Raw genomic sequence first — 19,777 nt, forward strand, 5'->3', positions numbered from 1 at the left:
CGCGCCCCGCGCCGGGTAGCGGGCCATCGCGTGCGCCACCACCAGCGCCCCGGCGCCGTGCCCCACCAGCACCGCCTGGCGCGGCAGGCCCGCCGCCACCTGGACCACATCGTGGGCGTACGCCCGCAGCGTCGCCTCCGGCGCCGGCTCGCTGGCGCCGTGCCCGCGCAGGCTCACCGCGTACGCCGGGAACCCGCGCGACGCGGCGTGCCCCAGCCAGTGCTCGGCGAACGCCCACGCGCCGTGGCCGAAACCGGGGACGAAGAGCAGCGGCGGGCGCCCCTCCTCCACCTCGGGGACGGCGCTGAGCACCTCACGCCGCGCCGGGCGGACCGGCCGCGCCCACTCCCGCCCCCGCATGATCCGCAGCTCGGTCACCGTTCCGCCTCTCGCTCGCAACTGTGCGACCCGCCGCTCACTTGGCCTCCAGGTCGTGCAGGGCGCGCTGGACGGCGCGCAGGTAGTCGGCGTGGCCGACCTCGAACCAGTGCCGGCTGCTCTCCTTGACCTGCCCGGAGTACCGCTCCCCGGCCCGCTCGCGCACCCGAGACGCGAACGCGGCGGCCCGTTCGGGTCGGTCCCGGCGGGCCTGCAACACCCGCGCGAACAGCACCGTCTGCCAGTGCGACAGGGTGAATATCCCGGAGTCCGGCTGCACCAGACCGGCCACCGCCAGCGTCGGATGCCCCGGGGTGAACGCGTTGAGCCACAGCGTGGGCCGGCCCGCCCCGGCGCTGTCGGCGAACACCGACGCGTCGAGGAACTCGAACCGCGGCAGGTAGCCGGTGGCGAAGATGACCACCTCGGGGTCGATCTCACGGCCGTCGGTCAACTCCACCGCGTACGGGTGGAAGGCGGCGATGTCCGGCACCGGGCCGATCCCGCCGTGGCCCACGTAGTACACAAGCTGGCTGTTCGCGATGGGGTGCGTCTCGTACACCCGGTGGTCGGGCTTGGGCAGGCCGAAGCGGGTCAGGTCACCGACGGTCAGCCGCAGCGTCCAGTGGTAGAGCCACTGCCGCATCCGCAACGGCACCCGCAGCGCCAGCAGCGCGTCGTTGACCTGGTCGGCCGGGCGACCCAGCACGTACTTCGGCGCGTACCAGTAGCCGCGCCGGGTGGAGTGCCAGCAGCGCGACGCCTGCTGGGCGGCCTCGACGGCGATGTCGCAGCCGGTGTTGCCGGCGCCGACGACCAGCACCCGCTTGCCGCGCAGCTGCGCCGGGTCCTTGTAGGACGAGGCGTGCATGATCTCGCCCCGGAACTGCTCCAGGCCCTCGTAGCGGGGCAGCTTCGGCGACCAGTTGTGGCCGTTGGCGATCAGCACGGCAGCGTAGCGGGAGGTGCGCTCCGGGCCGTACCCGCCGGTGGAGCGGGTGGTCACGTCCCACCGATCCCCCTCGGCGGGCTCGACACGGATGACCTCGGTGCCGAACCAGATGTGCGACCGCAGGTCGAAGTGGTCGGCGTAGCGCTCGAAGTACGCCAGCACCTGACCGTGGTGCGGGTAGTCCGGCCAGGAGTCCGGCATCGGGAAGTCGGGAAACTGGGTGAACGGCTTCGACGAGATCAGGTGGGTGCTGGCGTACACCGGGCTGCGGTCGTGCCGCCAGTTCCAGGCGCCGCCGACGCCCGTCTCCCGCTCGTAGCAGTCCACGCCGAACCCGTGCTCGCGCAGATTCTTGATGGCCGTCAGGCCGCTGGCCCCGGCCCCGATGACGCAGACCGTGTCGCCCCGGTCGGAGACCGGGCGGCCGTCACGGCTCGCCGCGGCCGAGGTCGCTTCCGGGTCGGGCCGGCCGTGGTCGGTGGAGGTGGACACCGGGGACATCTCCTTTTGGTACGGCAGGCGTGCCGGTCGCCGCGAAATCCTCTCCACAACGGAGCCGGATGTCCAGTCCTGCGCCGGAGACTTCGACGGTCGGGGCGGGGTCGGGGTCAGCCGTCGGTGGGCAGCAGCAGGTCGACCAGGACCGGGAAGTGGTCGCTGGCACGGCGGGTCTGCTCGGTGTCCACCACGTCGTAGTCGACCACGGTGATCCGTGGGTCGACGAAGAGCGCGTCGATGCGCCGGCGCGGGTCGGCGCAGGAGTAGGTGAGCCGCTCCGCCCGGTCGGCGGCCACCGCGGCGTCGGTCAGCCCGCGCGCCACCGTCGCCCAGGCCGGGCCGTCCGGACCCTCGTTGAGGTCGGCGCCGGCCAGCACCGGGCTGGTCGCCGCGTCCAGCCCACGCTTGAACTCGGCGGCCTGCGCGGGACGCTCCGCCGGGTCGGTGGACAGGTGCGAGCCGGCGAGGGTGAACCGGGCGTCGGCGACGCGGCACTCGGCGTACGCCGCACCGCGCAGGTGCCGGCCGGGGGTCAGCGGGAACCGCTGACAGCGGGTGCCCCGCACCTGGACGCGCAGGCTGGTCAGCAGCAGGTTGCCCAGCGCGGGTAGTCCACCGGCGGCCACCACCAGCCCGAACGACTCGGCCAGCGTGGCGGACTTCTGCCGCCACCGGAACCGGCGCGGCCCCTCCTGCACGATCACCACGTCCGGCCTCGCGGCCCGGACCACCGCCGCCAGTGCGGCGGTGTCGTCGCGCTGGCTGTGGATGTTGTACGACACCACGCGCAGTGGTACGCCGGCAGCCTCACCCATCGGTGCCCGCCTCAGATCCGCCGGGCCAGGTCGGCGGCGCCGATCACCCCGGCGCTGTTGCCCAGCTCGGCGGGGAGCACCTCGGCCACCGGCAGGCGGCCGCGCTGCGCCAGCGCGTCGAGGTACGAGCGACGTGTCGGGCCGAGCAGCAGGTCACCGGCGTCGATCACACCACCGCCGACCACCAGGGTCTGCGGGTCGAGGATCTGCGCCATGTCGGCGAGGCTGGTGCCCAGCCACCGGCCGATCTGCGCGAACGCCTCGGCGGAGATCGGGTCGCCGCCCTGCGCGGCCGCGGTCACCATGTGCCCGGTGATCGCCTCGGCCTCCCCGCCGGCCAGGTCCAGCAGCGCGGTGGCCCGGTTCGGCTCCTGTCGGGCGCCGGCGCGGGCGAAGCGGACCAGGGCGCTGCCGCTGGCGTACTGCTCGATGCAGCCCAGCCGCCCGCAGCCACACTGGTGCCCGTCCGGCACGGCCAGCATGTGGCCCAGCTCCGCGGCGACGCCGTGTGCGCCGCGCATCAGCTCGCCGCCGAGGACGATGCCGCCGCCGACGCCGGTGCCGATGGTGAACATGACCATGGAGTCGTCGGCGTCGCGGGCCGCGCCGTAGCGGAACTCGGCCCAGGCGGCGACGTTGGCGTCGTTCTCGACGATCACCGGCAGACCGACCGCGGCGCTCACGTACTCGCGCAGCGGCTCGTCGCGCCAGGCCAGGTTCGGGGCGAAGAGCACGGTCGAGCGGGTGGCGTCGATCCAGCCGGCCGCGCCGATCCCGACGGCCTCGATCGTCCGCCCGGCAGCGAGTTCGCCGACCAGTTCGATGATGACGTCGCGGGTCTTGCCGACGTCATCGGCGGGAGTGTCCCGTCGGGTCTGCACGAGGACCGTGCCGGTGTCGTCCACGACACCGCCGGCCACCTTCGTGCCACCGACGTCGACTCCGATGGTCAGCGTCACCGCTGCCGCCCCCCTCTGCTGTGCTGTCCGGCCCGCGCGCCGACGGCATGTCGGTCCGGGTCGGGATGTCCCGCGGTCAGGCGCCGTCGCCCGGTGCGTCCGCACCGGCGTCGTCGGGCACCCGCGTCGCGGGCACCACCGGTCGGTTGGTCGGTGCCGGTGCGGCCACCGGCCCGGCGTCGTCGACGGGTGGTGTGGTGGCCGGGGCGGGTGGGTCCGCCGTCCGGGTGGCGACCGACCAGACATCCCGCTCCGGCGCCGGCTGAGAATCATGCCCGGTGCGGGTGGCATCGCGCCACACGTGCTCGTGGTCGGTGTCGGTGGACCGGTCGGCGGGGGCGGACTGTGGGACCTCGTCGTCGGTGCTCGGGGTGGGTACCGGCCGGGCCGGCGCGGAGGACTCGGGTGCCCTCGCCGTGGGCGGCTCCGGCGGGGAGAACGCGCGCAGCAGGCTGGCCACGCCCGCCGCCAGGTCACCGGCGCCGGTGGCCAGCCGTTCGGCGAATTCCGGACTCGGGTCGCGCAACGCGGCGATGCCCCGACAGACCGGACAGACGCAACATTCGGCCGAACCGGTGGCGAAACCGCCGCCCCCATGGGACCGGGCGTCCGGGGTGCCACTGTGACCGAGGACACCCGCCAGCAGTCCGCCCAGCGGGCCGAACGCGCCGCCCGTCGACCCCGCGGAGGCCAACCGCGCGCCCGCGAGCAGGGTGGCGACCAGCCGTTCCGCCTCTTCCCGGGCCGAACCCGGATCCGTGCCGCTCACCCTCGGCTCCTCCACCCTGCCGCCGGACGCGTCACTGCGCTGCACCGGATGCTTCTACCCGGTGCTTGAGCTGCTTCAACGCGGTGTCCATGATCATCTTTTCGGCCTTGCGCCGAAACATGCCGAGCATGCCCACGGACAGTTCGACCTCGAGGGTGTAGGTCACCGTGGTGCTGCCGTCCGGGTTACCCACCACGTCGTACGAACCGCGCTGGGTCTTCTGCATCTTCGACGGCGCGACCAGGTGCCACTCGACGCGGGACAGATCCTCGGCGTACTCGTAGGCGAGCACGTACTCGTCGGCCATCACCCCGGCGTCGATGGTGAACCGCACCTGGCTGGCGTAGCCGTCCTCGTACTCCTCGACGACCTCGGCGCGGCGCACCGCCTCGGTCCACTCCGGGTAGCGCGGGAAGTCGCAGATGACCGCCGTCACCCGGTCCGGTGACGCGCCGATGATGATCGACTGGGTGGAGGAGTCCGCCATGGGGGGGAGGCTACCCGGCGGGTACCACCCATACGGCGTGCCGCCCCCGGCGGGTAGGTTTCGACTGAGCCGACGCCCGTCGTGGCGGCCGGCCCGGCCAGTGCGAGCACGAAGGAGTGCAGGTGCGCGAGTTCTCCGTTCCGCCGATCGTCACCGTTGGCGACGCGGCCAACCTCACCGATCCAGTCTGGGACAACGCCGAGGTCGCGCCGGACACGGTCCAATTCGCCCGCCGCAGCACGACCACCGACGGCACCGCCTGGGCCGAGGTGACCTGCCTGCAGTTCCGCGACGAGGTGGCGGCGGTCGCCCGCGGGCTGATCGCCGCCGGCATCCAGCCGGGCGCCCGGGTCGGGCTGATGAGCCGCACCCGCTACGAGTGGACGCTGCTGGACTACGCCATCTGGGCGACCGGCGCGGTCACCGTGCCGATCTACGAGACGTCCAGCGCCGAGCAGGCCGCGTGGATCCTCGCCGACTCCGGCGCGGTCGCCGTCGTGGTGGAGACCGCCCGGCACGCCGACCTGGTCGCCGGCGTACGGGACCGGCTGCCCGAGCTGGACCACGTCTGGCAGATCGACCTCGGCGGGGTCGACGAGCTGGTCACCGCCGGTGCCCCGGTCGAGCTGGCCGAGGTCGAACGGCGCCGCACGGCGATCCGCGCCGACGACCTCGCCACCGTCATCTACACCAGCGGCACCACCGGGCGACCCAAGGGCTGCGTGCTCACCCACCGCAACATGTACGCCGACATCGCCAACACGGTGCCGGTGCTGCCGAACCTGTTCAACGCGGGCGCGTCCACCCTGCTCTTCCTCCCGCTGGCGCACGCCCTGGCCCGGCTGGTCCAGATCGGCGTGGTGCAGATCCGGGCCACGCTGGCACACTGCGCCGACACCACGAACCTCGCCGCCGAGTTGCGGGAGTTCCGGCCGACCTTTGTGCTCGCCGTGCCCCGGGTGTTCGAGAAGGTCTACGACACGGCGAAGCAGAAGGCCGAAGCCGACGGCCGGGGCGCGATCTTCGCGCGAGCCGAGCAGGTCGCCATCGCGTACAGCGAGGCTCTGGAGACGCCGCGCGGGCCCGGCATCGCGCTGCGCGCCCAGCGCGCCGTCTTCGACCGGCTGGTCTACGGCAAGTTGCGAGCCGCGCTCGGCGGCCGGTGCCGGGACGCGTTCTCGGGCGGCGCGCCGCTCGGTGCCCGGCTCGGCCACTTCTTCCGCGGCGTCGGGGTGACCATTCAGGAGGGCTACGGGCTGACCGAGACCTCGCCCGCGGTCGCGGTGAACCTGCCCACCGGCACCCGGATCGGCACCGTCGGTCGTCCGCTGCCCGGCGTGACCGTACGGATCGAGGACGACGGCGAGATCCTGGTCTCCGGTGAGCTGGTCTTTCAGGGTTACTGGCACAACGAGCCGGCGACCGCCGAGGCGCTCAGCAGCGACGGCTGGTTCCGCACCGGCGACCTTGGTCAGCTCGACGACGACGGCTACCTCAGCATCGTCGGCCGCAAGAAGGAGCTGATCGTGACCGCGGGCGGCAAGAACGTCGCCCCAGGTGCGCTGGAGGACGCGGTCCGGGCGCACCCGTTGATCAGCCAGTGCGTCGTCGTCGGCGACCATCGGCCGTTCATCGGGGCGCTGGTCACCATCAACGAGGAGGCACTGCCACAGTGGCTCCAGGCGGCCGGGTTGCCCGCAGACACCTCGGTCGACCAACTGCGCGAACATGAAGGGCTGCTCGCGCAGGTCCAGTCCGCGGTCGACACCGCGAACCAGGACGTCTCCCGGGCGGAGTCGATCAGGAAGTTCCGGGTTCTGCCGCGCGACTTCACCGAGGCCACCGGCGAGTTGACCCCGTCGCTCAAGGTCAAGCGGCAGGTCGTCCACAAGACGTACGCGGCAGAAATCGCCGATATCTATCGGGGCTGACTACCATCCGTCACGTGCCCGCATCCACAACCGCCGCACCGCACCCGCATCCCCTCGCCGCGGCCGCCCGCGTGGTGATGCTGGCGCTGGTCGCCGTCCTGACCCTCTTCGCCACCCACGACGTCACCCAGCTGTGGTGGATCGCGCTGCTGGCGGTCGCCGGGCTGCCGTCCCTGCTCGCCCCGCAGCACCGGCTGATCGGCCCGCTGAGCCGGGTGGCCGAGGTGGTCGTGTTGGGGCTGGCCGCGAGCCAGGTCGCCGCGGTGGCGTCCATCGGTGGCACGGTCGACGGCCTGGGCGCGTCGGCGGTGCTGCCCTACCTGGCCGTCCCGGTGACCGTCACCGCGCTGCGCCGCCGCTTCTCCGAGGGCGCCGCCCTGCTCGCCGTCACCGCCGCCACCCTGCTGGTCAGCGGCGCGTTGACCGAGGTCGGCGGGGGCCGCCAGCTCGGCCAACCGGGTTACCTGGCGGTCTGCGCGCAGTGGCTGATCCTGGCCGCGTTGGGGCTGTACGCGGCCGGCACCCTGCACCGGGTGATGGCGGTCCGCGGCGAGGGCAAGCCCCAGCCGTACGCCGAGGCGACCCGACTGCTGACCCAGCTGCGCACCGTCGCCCGGCAGCTGCCCGGGGCGACCCTGGACCCGGGCGGCATCTCCGAGCACCTGCTGGAGGAGCTGCGTACGGTGGCCCGGGCGGACCGGGGCGCGGTGCTGTCGGCCAGCGGAGGCGGCCGGCTCGTGGTGCTCGCCCAGGCCGGGGTGGACCGGGTGGACTGGGAGACGACGCTCGACGCGGACTCGGCGATCGCCGACGCCTGGGCCAGCCAGCAGGCCACGACGGCCGCCCGGTCGCAGTCGCGTACCCACCGCGGCGGGGACGTCTCCGCGCTGATCGTTCCGCTGGTCGCCGGTGTGCGCACGGTGGGGCTGGTGGTGCTGGAGGCGGACGTCGCGCAGGCGTACCCGCCGCCGGTGGTGTCGCGGGTGACCGGGCTGACCCGGCCGGCGGCGCTGCGACTGGAGGCGGCGCTGCTCTTCGACGAGGTCCGCTCGCTGGCCACCAACGAGGAGCGGCAGCGGCTGGCCCGGGAGATCCACGACGGGGTGGCGCAGGAGCTGGTGATGGTCGGCTACGGCATCGACAACGCCCTGGCCACCGTCTTCGACGACGCCGACGAGACCGCCGAGGCGCTGCGGACGCTGCGCGGCGAGGTGACCCGGGTGATCACCGAGCTGCGGTTGAGCCTCTTCGAGCTGCGCAGCGAGGTGGACCGCCAGGGCGGACTGGCCGCGGCGATCGCCGAGTACGCGCGCACGGTGGGCGCCTCCGGCGGGCTGCGCGTGCATCTGTCGCTGGACGAGTCCACGGCGCGACTGCCGGCGGCCACCGAGGCCGAGTTGCTGCGCATCGCGCAGGAGGCGGTGACCAACGCGCGCAAGCACGCCGGGGCGTCCAATCTGTGGGTCACGTGTGAGGTGGACCCCCCGTACGCGCAAATAGAAGTGTCGGATGACGGTCAGGGGATGGCTGACCAGCGCCCCGACGGGCGGTACGGTCTTGCGATCATGGCCGAGAGGGCGGAACGTATCCGGGGCCGGTTGGAGATCAGGCCGCGGCAACCGAGCGGCACGACCGTGGCGGTGGTTCTCGGCACCTCGTCCCGGCGAGATAACGTGCGTGACAGCGCAGCACCAGAAGGGGAGTAACCCGAGGATGACCACAAGTCCGACACCGGCCACCCGCACCAAGGTCCTCCTTGTCGACGATCACGACCTGATTCGCAAGGGCCTGCGGCACGCGTTCGAGCGCGACCGGCAGTTCGAGGTCGTCGGTGAGGCCGCCACGGCGGCAGAGGGTGTACGCCAGGCCGGCGCCCTGCAGCCGGACGTGGTGATCATGGACCTGCGGCTGCCCGACGGCAGCGGCCTGGAGGCCACCCGCGCGCTGCGCAAGTCCAGCGCGTCGATGGGCATCGTGGTGCTGACCATGTACGCGGGCGACGATCAGCTCTTCGGCGCCCTGGAGGCCGGTGCGAGTGCCTTCGTACCGAAGACCGCGCCGGCCGACGAGGTGGTGGCCGCCGCCCGGCACGCCGCCTCCTCCCCCAGCGCGTTCACCGCCGCCGATCTGGCCGAGGCGATGAAGCGCCGCCTCGCCCCGTCGGGTCCGCAGCTCTCCCCCCGCGAGGGTCAGGTGCTGCGGCTGCTCGCCGACGGGATGAGCGTGGCCGGCATCGCCAAGCAGCTGTTCGTCAGCGAGTCCACGGCCAAGACCCACATCTCCAAGCTCTACGAGAAGCTCGGCGCGGCCAACCGGGCGCAGGCGCTGATGACGGCGCTGCGGCTCGGCCTGCTCGAGGCGCCCGACGCCCCGAAGTTCTGACCGGCCCCCGCTCGTCGAGCGGGACGCCGCACCGAAGGTCCGCGCCAGCTCACCGCCGGCGCGGACCTTCGCGTATCGACCGACGTCGGCGAGCAACCTGACGGCACGCTATGGTCTGGCGGGCACGTCGGGGGCACAATACCCGCGCGGGCGGCGATGCCCGCGACGCCGACTCGAGGGGTGAGCGTATGCAGCGGCCGGACTGGGCACCCGACACCATCGACATCGAGCGTCCGAGCGTCGCCCGGATGTACGACTACTACCTCGGCGGCTCGCACAACTTCGCCGCCGACCGGGCCGCGGCCCAGGCGATGGTGGCGGCGGTGCCGGAGGCGCCGCTGATGGCCCAGGCCAACCGGGCGTTCCTGCGCCGGGCGGTGCACCACCTGACCGAGGCCGGCATCCGGCAGTTCCTGGACATCGGCTCGGGTATCCCCACGGTCGGCAACGTGCACGAGATCGCCCAGCGGATCGACCCGGAGTCGCGGGTGGTCTATGTGGACGTCGACCCGGTGGCGGTGGCGCACAGCCGGGAGATCCTGGCCGGCAACGACCGCGCGGTGGTCGTACAGGAGGATCTGCGGCACCCGGAGGCCATCCTGAACCACCCGGAGGTCCGCAAGCTGCTCGACCTGAGCCAGCCGGTGGCCGTGATGATCGTGGCCGTGCTGCACTTCGTCTCCGACGACGACCGGCCCGCGGAGCTGTTGGCGACCCTGCGCGACGCCCTGGCCCCCGGCAGCTACCTGGTGCTGTCGCAGGCCAGCGACGACGGGCGCAGCGCCGACGAGCGGGCGGAGGCGGAACGGGTCTACCGGCGTACCGACAGCCCACTCTGGATCCGCAGCCGCGCCGAGCTGACCGCGCTGTTCGACGGGTTCGAGCTTCTCGACCCGGGTGTGGTGTGGGTGCCGCAGTGGCGGCCGGACACCCCGGACAGCGCCGAGGACGCCGAGCGGGCGGTCTTCATGGGCGGCGTCGGGCGACTCGGTGGCTGAATCGCCCGAGGCGGCGTCCCGCCCGAGCACCTTCGCGCGGGCCTGGGCGAAGGCGGTCTCCGGCACCAGCTACCTGCCGATGACGCAGGCGCAGCTCGAGGCGCTGCTGCACCGGCTCACCGGCCAGTTGGCCGGCGCGCTGCTGGCCGAGCCGTTCGACCTGCGTGCCGGGCACCGGGTCGGCGCCGAACTGGTCGGCGCGCACATCGCCTCGGCGGAGGGGCTGGGCCGTACCGTCGAGGTCATCCAACTCCGGCTGGTACGCGACCTGGGTCTGGTGGCCGAGGACGTCGAGGACCGGATGGCGCGGCTGCTGGCCGCCGTGGCGACCGGGTACGCCCGTGCGCTGCGCGACCGGACCCTCGACGAGCAGGAGTCGATCCGCCGGGCCGCCATGGTGGCGCGTACGCAGGCGGAGCGGGCGCTGCGGGCCAGCGAGGCGCGGTTCCGCCACCAGGCGACGCATGACCCGCTGACCGGCCTGCCGAACCGGACGCTGTTCACCGAGCGGCTCACCGCCGCCCTCAACGAGCCGGGCCGGGGGGCGCAGCGGGTCGGGGTGTGCTTCCTCGACCTGGACCGGTTCAAGGTCGTCAACGACACCCTGGGGCACCAGGTCGGCGACCGGTTGTTGACGATGGTGGCCGAACGGCTGTGCCAGGACCTCGGCGAGCACCTGGTGGCCCGGCTCGGCGGCGACGAGTTCGTCATCCTGGTCGACGGCACCGGTGGCACCGACGACATGGTGAAGGTGGCCGAGACGGCACTGGCCGCGGTGCGCACGCCGGCGTCGGTCGACGGGCACGAGCTGCAGGTCTCGGCGAGCATCGGCATCGTCGAGCGCCAGGTGGCCGGCGCCAACCCGAGCGACCTGATGCGGGCCGCCGACGCGACCCTGCACTGGGCGAAGGCGGCCGGCGGGGCGCGCTGGGCGCTCTACGACGCCGAACGCAGCCGGCGCGAACTGGCCCGGTACGCGCTCTCCGCGGCCATCCCGGCCGCCCTGGAGCGGGGCGAGTTCTACCTCGACTACCAGCCGCTGACGTCGCTGCGGGACGGCCGGCTGTTGGGCGTGGAGGCGCTGGTCCGGTGGCGCCACCCGGAGCTGGGGGTGCTGCGACCGGACAGCTTCATCGGGCTGGCCGAGGAGACCGGCCTGATCGTGCAACTGGGCGGGTGGGTGCTGGCCGAGGCGTGCCGGGAGGCCGAGGCGTGGTCGGCCGGCGGCGCCCAGGCGCCGTTCGTGAGCGTCAACCTGGCCGTCCGGCAGGTGCATCGACCCGGGCTGGTGCAGGACGTGCTGGCCCTGCTGCGGCAGACCGGGCTGCCACCGGAGCGGCTCCAGCTGGAGATCACCGAGAGCACGATGATGAGCACCGCCGAGGAGCCGGTCCGCGCCCTGCGGGTGCTGGCCGACCTTGGGGTGCGGATCGCCATCGACGACTTCGGCACCGGCTACAGCAACCTCGCGTACCTTCGGGACCTGCCGGTGACCGAGTTGAAGGTGGCCGGGGAGTTCGTGGCCGGGCTGCGCTCGCCGGCGGTCGGGCGCACCGACGAGCGGATCCTCGCCTCGCTGGTCTCGCTGGCGCACGCGCTGGATCTGACGGTGACGGCCGAGGGTGTGGAGACCGCCGGGCAGGCCGAACGGCTGCGGGCGATCGGCTGTGACGCGGCGCAGGGCTGGCACTTCGGGCGGCCGGCCCCGGCCGATCGCATTCTGGCCCGCATCCGCTGAGCCCTGCGCAGCCGCCCGGCGGCCGGACGTGGCCGGACGTGGCCGGACGTGGCCGGACGTGGCCGGACGTGCGGGCGTGATGCCGCACAGTCATCTAGATGCCACTGAGGCATCATGCTCGACGGGCCGAGGGTCACCGGGTGCGGACACGCCCGGGTCTCATCCCGGCCACAGCTCACCCGGGCCACAGCTCACCCTGGCCACAGCTCACCCGGGCCGGCGGTAGACGCCGTCTACGCAACTCTGGTAGACAGTGTCTATGAGCGAGGAGGCGGGCGTGCGGGCCCGACTGGTGGCCGCCGGGGTGGACCTGGTGCTGACCGAGGGACAGTCGGCGGTGTCGCTGCGCGAGATCGCCCGCCGGGCCGGGGTCTCGCACGGCGCTCCGCGGCGCTACTTCCCCACCCACGTCGACCTGCTCTCCGCCATCGCCCGGGAGGGCTTCGCCGACCTCACCGCCCGCGTCGAGAAGACGATGCGCGACGTCGGCCCGGACCCACGTACCCAACTGACGGCCCTGGCCCGGACGTACCTGGACTTCGCGGCGGCGCACCGCGGCATGTTCGAGCTGATGTTCCGGCACGACCTGCTGGCCAGCGGCCGGCCGCGGCTCCGCGAGACGAGCCTGCCGCTGTTCGCCGTCCTCGCCGACCTGGTGGTGCGGCTACGCCGGCCGACCGACGCGCCCGCCCCGGTCCTGGCCGGCGCGCTCTGGGCCAACCTGCACGGCATCGCCCAGCTCTGGGCCTGGGGCAGCCTGCCGCTGGCGACCGGCGTCACCGACGACGAGGCCCTGCTGCGCGCCACGCTCGACGCCCACCTCGGCCCCGCCCCGCACTGAACCCTGGAGGACACGTGCCGCTGCTGTACGACCTCGGCAAGCTGACCGTCGGCACCACCCTGCGGGTGGGCTGGCAGCCCCGCGTGGAAGGGCTGGAGCACCTGCCCCGGCACGGCGGCGCGATCCTCGCCGGCAACCACCTGTCCGTCGCCGACGAGCTGTTCCTCGGCTGCCTGACACCCCGGCACGTGACGTTCTGGGCCAAGGCCGAGTACTTCACCGGCCGAGGTCCGCGCGGCTGGCTCAGCCGGCGCATCGTCAACGGCATGGGTGCCATCCGGGTCGAACGCGCCGGCGGCCGGGCCGCCCTCACCGCCCTCGACGCCGCCGTGCCGGTGCTGCGCTCCGGCGGCCTCGTCGCCATCTACCCGGAGGGCACCCGCTCCCCCGACGGGCGGCTCTACCGGGGTCGGACCGGCATGACCCGGCTGGCCCGCGACGCCGAGGTGCCGATCATCCCGGTGGGCGTGCTCGGCACCGTCGAGGTACTGCCGGTCGACGCGCGACTGCCCCGCCGACACCCGGTCACCCTGCGGTTCGGCCCAGCGATCCCGGTCGCCGGCCGAATCGACGGGCCACGGGACATCCGGGTCGTCACCGACGAGGTCATGGCGGCGATCCAGCGGCTCACCGGCCAGGAGTACGTGCCGCGCTACGCGCCGCCCCGGGCGCCCTCCACCTGAGCGCCCCTGCGGTCAGCCGGCGAGCAGTGCCGCCATCCGCTGCGCCTGCGCCTCCCAGCGCCACTCCCGCTCCACCCACGCCCGGCCGGCCGCGCCCAACTGGCGGGCCAGGTCCCGGTCGGCGAGCAGCCGGCTCACCCGGTCGGCGAGCTGCGCGACGTCCCGCCCGCGTACCACGTAACCGGTCTCGCCCTCGCGGACCGCGTCCGGCGCGCCCCCGGAGTCACCGGCCACCACCGGCAGGCCGGTCGCGGACGCCTCCAGGTAGACGATGCCCAGCCCCTCCACGTCGAGGCCGCGATTGCGGGTGCGGCACGGCATCGCGTACACGTCGCCGGCCGCGTAGTGCGCCGGCAGCTCGGCCGAGGGCACGGACCCGGTGAAGACCACGTCGCGTTCCACGTCGGTCTGCCGGGCCAGCTTCTCCAACGTCGCCCGGTACGGCCCACCGCCGACGATCAGCAGCGCCGCGTCGGGCACCCGACGGCGGATCTCCGGCAGGGCCCGGATCAGCATGTCCTGACCCTTGCGCGGCACCAGCCGGGACACGCAGACCACCACCGGCCGGTCGGTCAGCCCCAGCCGGGCGCGGACCTGCTCACCGTCCACCGTCGGGTGGTAGGTGTCCACGTCCACCCCGGGCGCCAACCGGCGCAGCTCGGTCACCCCGTCCAGCACCCGGGCCAGCCGGCTGCGGGTGTACTCGCCGAGGTAGGTCGTGACGTCCACGCCCCGACCGATGCGGCGCAGCGCCGGCCGGGCCGCCGGAAGCGCCGCCCACCCCACCTCGTGGCCGTGGGTCTGCGCCACCACCCGCCGTACGCCCGCCCGGCGACGCAGACCGGCGGCGAGCAACCCCAGCGGGGCCGCCGCGCCGAACCACACCGTGTCGCAGTCGTACGCGCGGGCCAGCCGGGCCGCCCGACGGGCGATCAGCGGGGTGGGCAGCAGCACCCGGGTGCGTTCCCGGATGACCTCGAACGGCTGGTCGGCGTCGAACTTCGCGGCACCGCGCCAGCTCGACGCGTACACGACCACCGAGCCGGCCGGCTGACGCACCGCGAGGTTGTGCACGAAGGACTGGATGCCGCCGGGGCGGGGCGGAAAGTCATTGGTGATCAGCAGCGTGCGGCTCATCGGCCAGCCTCCCGGGCGTACGCGCGGGCGGCGGCCATCCGCTCCACGGTGGACGGATGCGAGGCCGAGTAGAGGTACTCCCACCGCGGCGGGTCGGGGTCGCCCAGGTTGACCGAGCCGAGACGGCGCTGCATCGACTCGAAGGCCACCGGATCACCGGTCAGCGTGAGAGCGTGCGCGTCGGCCCGCGCCTCAACCCGGCGCGACATCAGCGCCTGCACCGGAGTGGCGATCAGGCCGGCCACCGTGACCAGGGCGATGAGGAGCGGAAACGCGCGGGGATGGGCCACCGAGTCGACGCCGGCCCACCGCAGCAGCAGCCCCCACGAGCCGATCAGGTAGAGCGCCACCACCGCGGCGGCCGCGCCCAGCGCCCCGGTCAGCGTGCCGACCGCGACGTCGGAGTCCCTTGCGTGCCCCAGCTCGTGCGCCACCACGGCGGTCACCTCGGCCGGGGTCGCCTCGCTCAGCAGCGTGTCGTAGACGACCACGCGGCGGGTCGGTCCGAGGCCGGAGACGTACGCGTTGACCGCCCTGGTGCGCCGCGAGGCGTCGGCGACCAGCACGTCGCGCACCGGCACCCCGTCGCGGGCGGCCATGCTCATCAGCTCGGTGCGCAGCGGGCCCTGCTCCATCGGGGTGAACTTGTTGAACACCGGCTCCACCAGCACCGGCAGCACGAACGACAGCAGCACCACCAGCAGGGCCGCGCCCGCCGCGCCGAACGCCCACCACCAGCGCGGCGCGAGCCGGATCACCGCGTAGAAGCCGAACAGCGCCACCGCGCCGATCACCGCGCTGACCGCGTACGACTTGAGCAGGTCGACGACCCAGCCGCTCCACCCGTTGGTGCTCATGCCGTAGCGAGTCAGCACGCTCTGCCGCCAGGCGGCGAACGGAAGGGTGAGCAGGTCGGCGACGAGCACCACGGCCAACCCTCCGAGCACCGCCTGCGCGGCCCAGTGCCCACCGAACGGCCGGCCCACCAGCTCGACGAGGCGGCTGCCCAGCGGGGTGAGCCCGAGCGCGAGGGCGACCAGTAGCCCGACCGCGAGCGCCGTGTAGCTGCCGGGACGCAGCGCGGCGCGGAACTCACGCCCCTTGGCCACCTGCTGCGCCGGAAGATCACGCAGCGCGGCGAGCTGGTCGGCACGCGGTGCCGGGGGTCGGTGCCACGGAATGAGCAGCGCGGCGATAACCAGCAGCGCGACGGTCAACCCGGCCAGCGTCAGCAACGCCCACCCGCGCGGGGTCACCGCGTCACCACCGTTGTACCCCGTTCATTGCGCTGCTCCTCCCGCCGTGACCGCTCATCCTATGGCCCGCGAGAAGTGCGCTTCCGAGTGCGGTGTCGCGCTCAGGCGACCCGGCGGGTGGGAGGGCGGTGAGCCGCGCCGGGACGCGCGGGCGCGGCCAGCACCTCCACGTCGAAGCCGGCTCGGGCGAGCACCTCGATGGCCTCGACCTCGGCGGCGACCAACCCGGCCGCCGGGGACGTCTCGTCGAACAGGGCGGTCAGCGGGCAGCCGGAACAGCCGTCGGCCCGCTTCGCGCACCCGTCGCAGTCGATGAGCATCACGCCTCCTGATCGGCTCGCGGCGCCCGGGCGACTCCCGTCGTCGCCGACCGAGCACCGTCGGTGACATCGACACTAACCACCGGGTACGACAGGAACCCCGTCCGACCGCCCGTTTCAGGGCTAGATCCACTCCAGATCAGCGATATCGGGGTATCCCACCCTGGGTCGGGAGCTGGCCCGGCGACTACCGACCAGCTGACTGGCGGCGGCCCGAGCGTCGAACCGGCCCGAGCGCGGGACAGAAGCACCGTCCGACAGGTCGCGTTGGAGCAAGTCGCGGGGACCGCGGGCGCCGCTGAACACCTCCGCGGACGGCGTCAGGAGCGGGCGAGGCGGCGCAGCAGCGAGTCGGCCCCCAACGGGTACGCCCCGTGCCGGCGTACCCCGTCGGCGACCTCGCGGTCGGACGAGACCACGACCACCGGGCGGCCCGCCGGCTCGGCGCGGACCAGCCGCCGGATCAGCTCGTCGGCGGTCTCGCCCTTGCGGGAGAAGAGCACCCGCACGCCGCGTGGGGCGGGCGGCAGCCCGTGCATCCGTTCGGCGCCGTCGAAGACGACGGTGACCTCGTCGCCGGTCTGCGCGGCGATCCCGCCCAGCCCGGTGATGAGGCGCTTGCGCTGCTGCTCCAGGGACATCTCGCCGAAGCCGCGCTTGGTGACGTTGTAGCCGTCCACCACCAGGTGCGCCCGGGGCAGGGCGAGCAGCTGGTCGAGGCGGGCCGGGTCGTCGGTGTCGCGGGCGCGGGCGGCCGGGCCGGCCCCGGCGGTGCCCGGCTGCTCGGCGAACGCGTCGGCGACGAAATCGGCGGGGAGCTTGTCGACCGGGTCGAGCGCCAGCTCGCGGCGCAGCCCGACGGCGGCCTGACCGATGGTTTCCAGCAGCAGCCACAGCCGGGCGTCGTCGACCGAACGGGCCTCCTTGGCGCTGGCCCGGGCCACCCCGGCGGCGGCCTCCGCCTCGGCGAGCCGGGCGCGGGCGCGGCGCAGCTCGGCGTCCACGTCGGCGCTGGCGCGTGCGGCGCGGCCCCGCTCGGTGGCCAGCAGTTCGGTGGCCTTCCGTTCGCGGGACTGGGTCTCCCGCAGGGTGCGGGTCAACTGTCGGGACTCCTCGCGCAGCTGGCCCAGCTCCTCACGGACCCGGGCCAGCTCGTCGCGGAGCTTCTCGGCCTCGACCCGGGCGACCGCCCGGTCGTGCTCGGCGCGGGTGGCCCGCTGCTCGGCCTCGCGGACCAGCTCGGCGACGACCGCGCTGTCCGCCTCGGCGCGGACGGCCGCGCCGCTGGCGTCGATCAGCGCCCGCCAGCCACGGGGCCGGGCCAGGTAGGCCAGCGCGGCCACCTCGACCGGGTCGGCGGCGGCCGGCGCGGTGCCCTCGACGACGGCCGAGCCGAGGTCACCGGCGTCGGCCAGGACCCGGGCGGTGACCCGCTGCCGGAACAGGGGGTCGGCGGTGAGCTGGGCGGCGATCGCCGGCGCGCCCAGTCGGGCCCGCCGGTTGGGGGCGAACTTGGCCACCCGGCGCAGCGGCACCGGGACCTCGTCGGCGGGCAGGGTGGGCAGCACCGCGGCGGTCAACGCCACGATCCGCTGCCGGACCGGCTCGGGCAGGGTGGGTTCCGGCTCGACCGCCGGCTCACCGCCGCCCGATCCGACCGCCGGGGCGGCGGGCGGATCGCCCACGGCACCGTCGCGCGCGACCGGATCCTCCTGCGGGAGGTGGTCGTCGTGCGGCTCGGTGAGGGGCATGTGGCAAGTCTCCCACCGCTGGCGGGCCCACCGCCCGGTGAGTGAGCCGATCTCTCATCCTAGCCCCATGGTTACTGGTAGGGCCGCTGCGACGGGAGTGTCGGACCGAGGCGCTAGCGTGCCGGCGATGGCACAGGCGGAGTACGTCCAGGAGTCCCTCGCTGGTCTCGACCCGGCGGTGGGTGGGGTGGACCCGGCGCTGCCGCTGTACGCGACGACCTTCGTGGTGGTCGACCTGGAGACCGCCGGCGGCGCGCCGGACGGCGGCGGCATCACCGAGATCGGCGCGGTCAAGGTGCGCGGTGGTGAGCAGTTGGGTGTGCTGGCGACCCTGGTCAACCCGGGGCAGCCGATCCCGCCGTTCATCACCGTGCTGACCGGCATCACCCAGGCCATGCTGCTGCCGGCACCGCCGATCGAGCAGGTGCTGCCCAGCTTCCTGGAGTTCATCGCCGACGCGGTGCTGGTGGCCCACAACGCCCCGTACGACGTGGGTTTCCTCAAGGCGGCCTGCGCGAAGCACGGCTACCGCTGGCCCAACCCCCGCGTCCTGGACACGGCCGCGCTCGCCCGCCGGGTGCTGACCCGCGACGAGGTGCCCAACCGCAAGCTGGGCACCCTGGCGGCCTACTTCCGCACCGCCACCCAGCCCACCCACCGCGCGCTGGACGACGCGAAGGCCACCGTCGACGTGCTGCACGGGCTGATCGGCCGGCTGGGCGGGCACCGGGTGGACACGGTCGGTGACGCCATCGAGTTCGCCCGGGCGGTCACCCCGACGCAGCGCCGCAAGCGGCACCTGGCCGAGGGGCTGCCCAAGGTCCCCGGGGTCTACATCTTCCGGGCCGCCGACGAGCGGCCGCTCTACGTGGGCACCTCCGGCGACATCGCCACCCGGGTGCGCAGCTACTTCACGGCCGGTGAGAAACGTGCCCGGATCTCCGAGATGCTGGCCGCGGCCGAACGGGTCGAGGCGGTGGAGTGCGCGCACTCGCTGGAGGCGGAGGTCCGCGAGCTGCGCCTGATCGCCGCGCACGCCCCGCCGTACAACCGGCGGTCGAAATACCCGGAGCGGATGGTCTGGCTCAAGCTCACCGACGGTCCGTACCCTCGGCTGTCGATCGTCCGGGACCTCGCCCCCACCGACACCGCCTACCTCGGGCCGTTCACCTCCCGGCGCGCCGCCGAGCTGGCCGCGGCCGGTTTCCACGACGCGGTGCCGCTGCGCCAGTGCACGCACCGGCTCTCGCTGCGTACCGTCACGCCGGCCTGCGCGCTGGCCGAGCTGGGTCGCTGCCCGGCACCCTGCGAGCACAGGATCACCCCCGAGGAGTACGACGACAGAGCCGCCGCGCCGTTCCGCACCGCCACCACGAGTGACCCGCAGCGGGTGGTGGACGCGCTGCTGGCCCGGATCGACGTGCTCTCGGCCGACCAGCGCTACGAGGAGGCGGCCGTGGTGCGGTACCGGCTGGCCGCGGTGCTGCGGGCGACCGTGCGGATGCAGCGGCTGACCGCGCTGACCGGGATCGTCGAGCTGGCCGCGGCCCGCCCGGCGGCCCGGGGTGGCTGGGAGCTGGCCCTGGTCCGGCACGGCCGGCTGGCCGGCGCGGGGGTGTCCCCGCCGGGGGTCCACCCGCGACCCACGCTGGCCACCATCCGGGCCACCGCCGAGACGGTGTCGGGTGGGCACGGGCCGGTGCCGGCGGCCACGGCGGAGGAGTCCGAGCGCATCCTGTCCTGGTTGGAGCGCCCGGAGACCCGGCTGGTGGAGATGTCGTCCGGTTGGTCGTCGCCGGTGGGTGGCGCGGGGCGGTTCGGTGACCTGCTGGCGAAGGCCGAGAACGCCTCGTCCCACCAACTCTCGACCGAACGCTCATGA

General features: G+C 74.0%; 18 protein-coding genes. 8 read left to right on the forward strand and 10 right to left on the reverse strand.

Annotation, left to right across the window (positions count from 1 at the left end; genetic code table 11):
• The 6 genes from F8271_RS10470 to F8271_RS10495 all read right to left on the reverse strand — a co-directional run.
• Positions 1-360, reverse strand: a 360-nt coding sequence (locus F8271_RS10470) for an alpha/beta fold hydrolase (RefSeq protein WP_151489536.1), incomplete at its 3' end; no start/stop codon positions are given.
• 55 nt (positions 361-415) lie between these two features.
• Complete coding sequence (locus F8271_RS10475; protein ID WP_151489506.1) at positions 416-1,822, reverse strand: NAD(P)/FAD-dependent oxidoreductase; 1,407 nt, start codon at positions 1,820-1,822, stop codon at positions 416-418.
• A 116-nt stretch (positions 1,823-1,938) separates the two neighbouring features.
• Entirely contained in the window at positions 1,939-2,643 is a 705-nt protein-coding gene (locus F8271_RS10480) for an endonuclease/exonuclease/phosphatase family protein (RefSeq protein ID WP_151489507.1), read from the reverse strand.
• Positions 2,644-2,654: 11 nt separating this feature from the next.
• Entirely contained in the window at positions 2,655-3,602 is a 948-nt protein-coding gene (locus F8271_RS10485; RefSeq protein WP_151489508.1) for an ROK family glucokinase, read from the reverse strand.
• 76 nt (positions 3,603-3,678) lie between these two features.
• On the reverse strand, positions 3,679-4,371 hold the full coding sequence (locus F8271_RS10490; RefSeq protein WP_151489509.1) for a hypothetical protein: 693 nt from the start codon (positions 4,369-4,371) through the stop codon (positions 3,679-3,681).
• 31 nt (positions 4,372-4,402) lie between these two features.
• Positions 4,403-4,858 carry an SRPBCC family protein gene (locus F8271_RS10495; RefSeq protein WP_151489510.1) on the reverse strand — a complete coding sequence of 152 codons (456 nt, stop codon included), beginning with the start codon at positions 4,856-4,858 and terminating at the stop codon, positions 4,403-4,405.
• A 122-nt stretch (positions 4,859-4,980) separates the two neighbouring features.
• Here F8271_RS10495 and F8271_RS10500 point away from each other — a divergent pair, with 122 nt between their 5' ends.
• From F8271_RS10500 to F8271_RS10530, 7 genes are all read left to right on the forward strand, one after another.
• Complete coding sequence (locus F8271_RS10500) at positions 4,981-6,789, forward strand: long-chain fatty acid--CoA ligase (RefSeq protein ID WP_151489511.1); 1,809 nt, start codon at positions 4,981-4,983, stop codon at positions 6,787-6,789.
• A 14-nt stretch (positions 6,790-6,803) separates the two neighbouring features.
• The gene (locus tag F8271_RS10505) at positions 6,804-8,495 is read left to right on the forward strand and encodes a GAF domain-containing sensor histidine kinase (RefSeq protein ID WP_151489512.1); all 1,692 of its coding nucleotides are present in this window, start codon (positions 6,804-6,806) and stop codon (positions 8,493-8,495) included.
• Between the two features lie 7 nt (positions 8,496-8,502).
• Positions 8,503-9,171, forward strand: coding sequence for a response regulator transcription factor (locus F8271_RS10510; RefSeq protein WP_007072219.1), 669 nt, complete (start codon positions 8,503-8,505; stop codon positions 9,169-9,171).
• Between the two features lie 188 nt (positions 9,172-9,359).
• On the forward strand, positions 9,360-10,169 hold the full coding sequence (locus tag F8271_RS10515) for an SAM-dependent methyltransferase (RefSeq protein ID WP_151489513.1): 810 nt from the start codon (positions 9,360-9,362) through the stop codon (positions 10,167-10,169).
• A gap of 79 nt (positions 10,170-10,248) precedes the next feature.
• Positions 10,249-11,907, forward strand: a complete 1,659-nt coding sequence (locus F8271_RS10520) for a bifunctional diguanylate cyclase/phosphodiesterase (protein ID WP_225854393.1) — start codon at positions 10,249-10,251, stop codon at positions 11,905-11,907.
• 259 nt (positions 11,908-12,166) lie between these two features.
• The gene (locus F8271_RS10525; protein ID WP_151489515.1) at positions 12,167-12,748 is read left to right on the forward strand and encodes a TetR/AcrR family transcriptional regulator; all 582 of its coding nucleotides are present in this window, start codon (positions 12,167-12,169) and stop codon (positions 12,746-12,748) included.
• A gap of 14 nt (positions 12,749-12,762) precedes the next feature.
• On the forward strand, positions 12,763-13,431 hold the full coding sequence (locus F8271_RS10530) for a 1-acyl-sn-glycerol-3-phosphate acyltransferase (protein ID WP_151489516.1): 669 nt from the start codon (positions 12,763-12,765) through the stop codon (positions 13,429-13,431).
• A gap of 12 nt (positions 13,432-13,443) precedes the next feature.
• On the opposite strand, the gene F8271_RS10535 is transcribed toward F8271_RS10530, so the two are convergent.
• The 4 genes from F8271_RS10535 to F8271_RS10550 form a co-directional block, all read right to left on the reverse strand.
• A complete protein-coding gene (locus F8271_RS10535; RefSeq protein ID WP_151489517.1) occupies positions 13,444-14,568 on the reverse strand; it encodes a glycosyltransferase family 4 protein in 1,125 nt (374 codons plus the stop codon).
• On the reverse strand, positions 14,565-15,824 hold the full coding sequence (locus F8271_RS10540) for a M48 family metalloprotease (RefSeq protein WP_151489518.1): 1,260 nt from the start codon (positions 15,822-15,824) through the stop codon (positions 14,565-14,567). The genes F8271_RS10535 and F8271_RS10540 overlap by 4 nt, the downstream gene beginning before the upstream one ends.
• A 101-nt stretch (positions 15,825-15,925) precedes the next feature.
• The gene (locus F8271_RS10545) at positions 15,926-16,144 is read right to left on the reverse strand and encodes a hypothetical protein (protein WP_151489519.1); all 219 of its coding nucleotides are present in this window, start codon (positions 16,142-16,144) and stop codon (positions 15,926-15,928) included.
• A gap of 320 nt (positions 16,145-16,464) precedes the next feature.
• On the reverse strand, positions 16,465-17,895 hold the full coding sequence (locus F8271_RS10550; RefSeq protein WP_151489520.1) for an NYN domain-containing protein: 1,431 nt from the start codon (positions 17,893-17,895) through the stop codon (positions 16,465-16,467).
• Between the two features lie 127 nt (positions 17,896-18,022).
• On the opposite strand from F8271_RS10550, the gene F8271_RS10555 reads away from it, so the two are divergent.
• Complete coding sequence (locus F8271_RS10555) at positions 18,023-19,777, forward strand: DEDD exonuclease domain-containing protein (protein ID WP_151489521.1); 1,755 nt, start codon at positions 18,023-18,025, stop codon at positions 19,775-19,777.

The organism is Micromonospora sp. ALFpr18c, from assembly GCF_008868155.1.
GTDB lineage: Bacteria > Actinomycetota > Actinomycetes > Mycobacteriales > Micromonosporaceae > Micromonospora.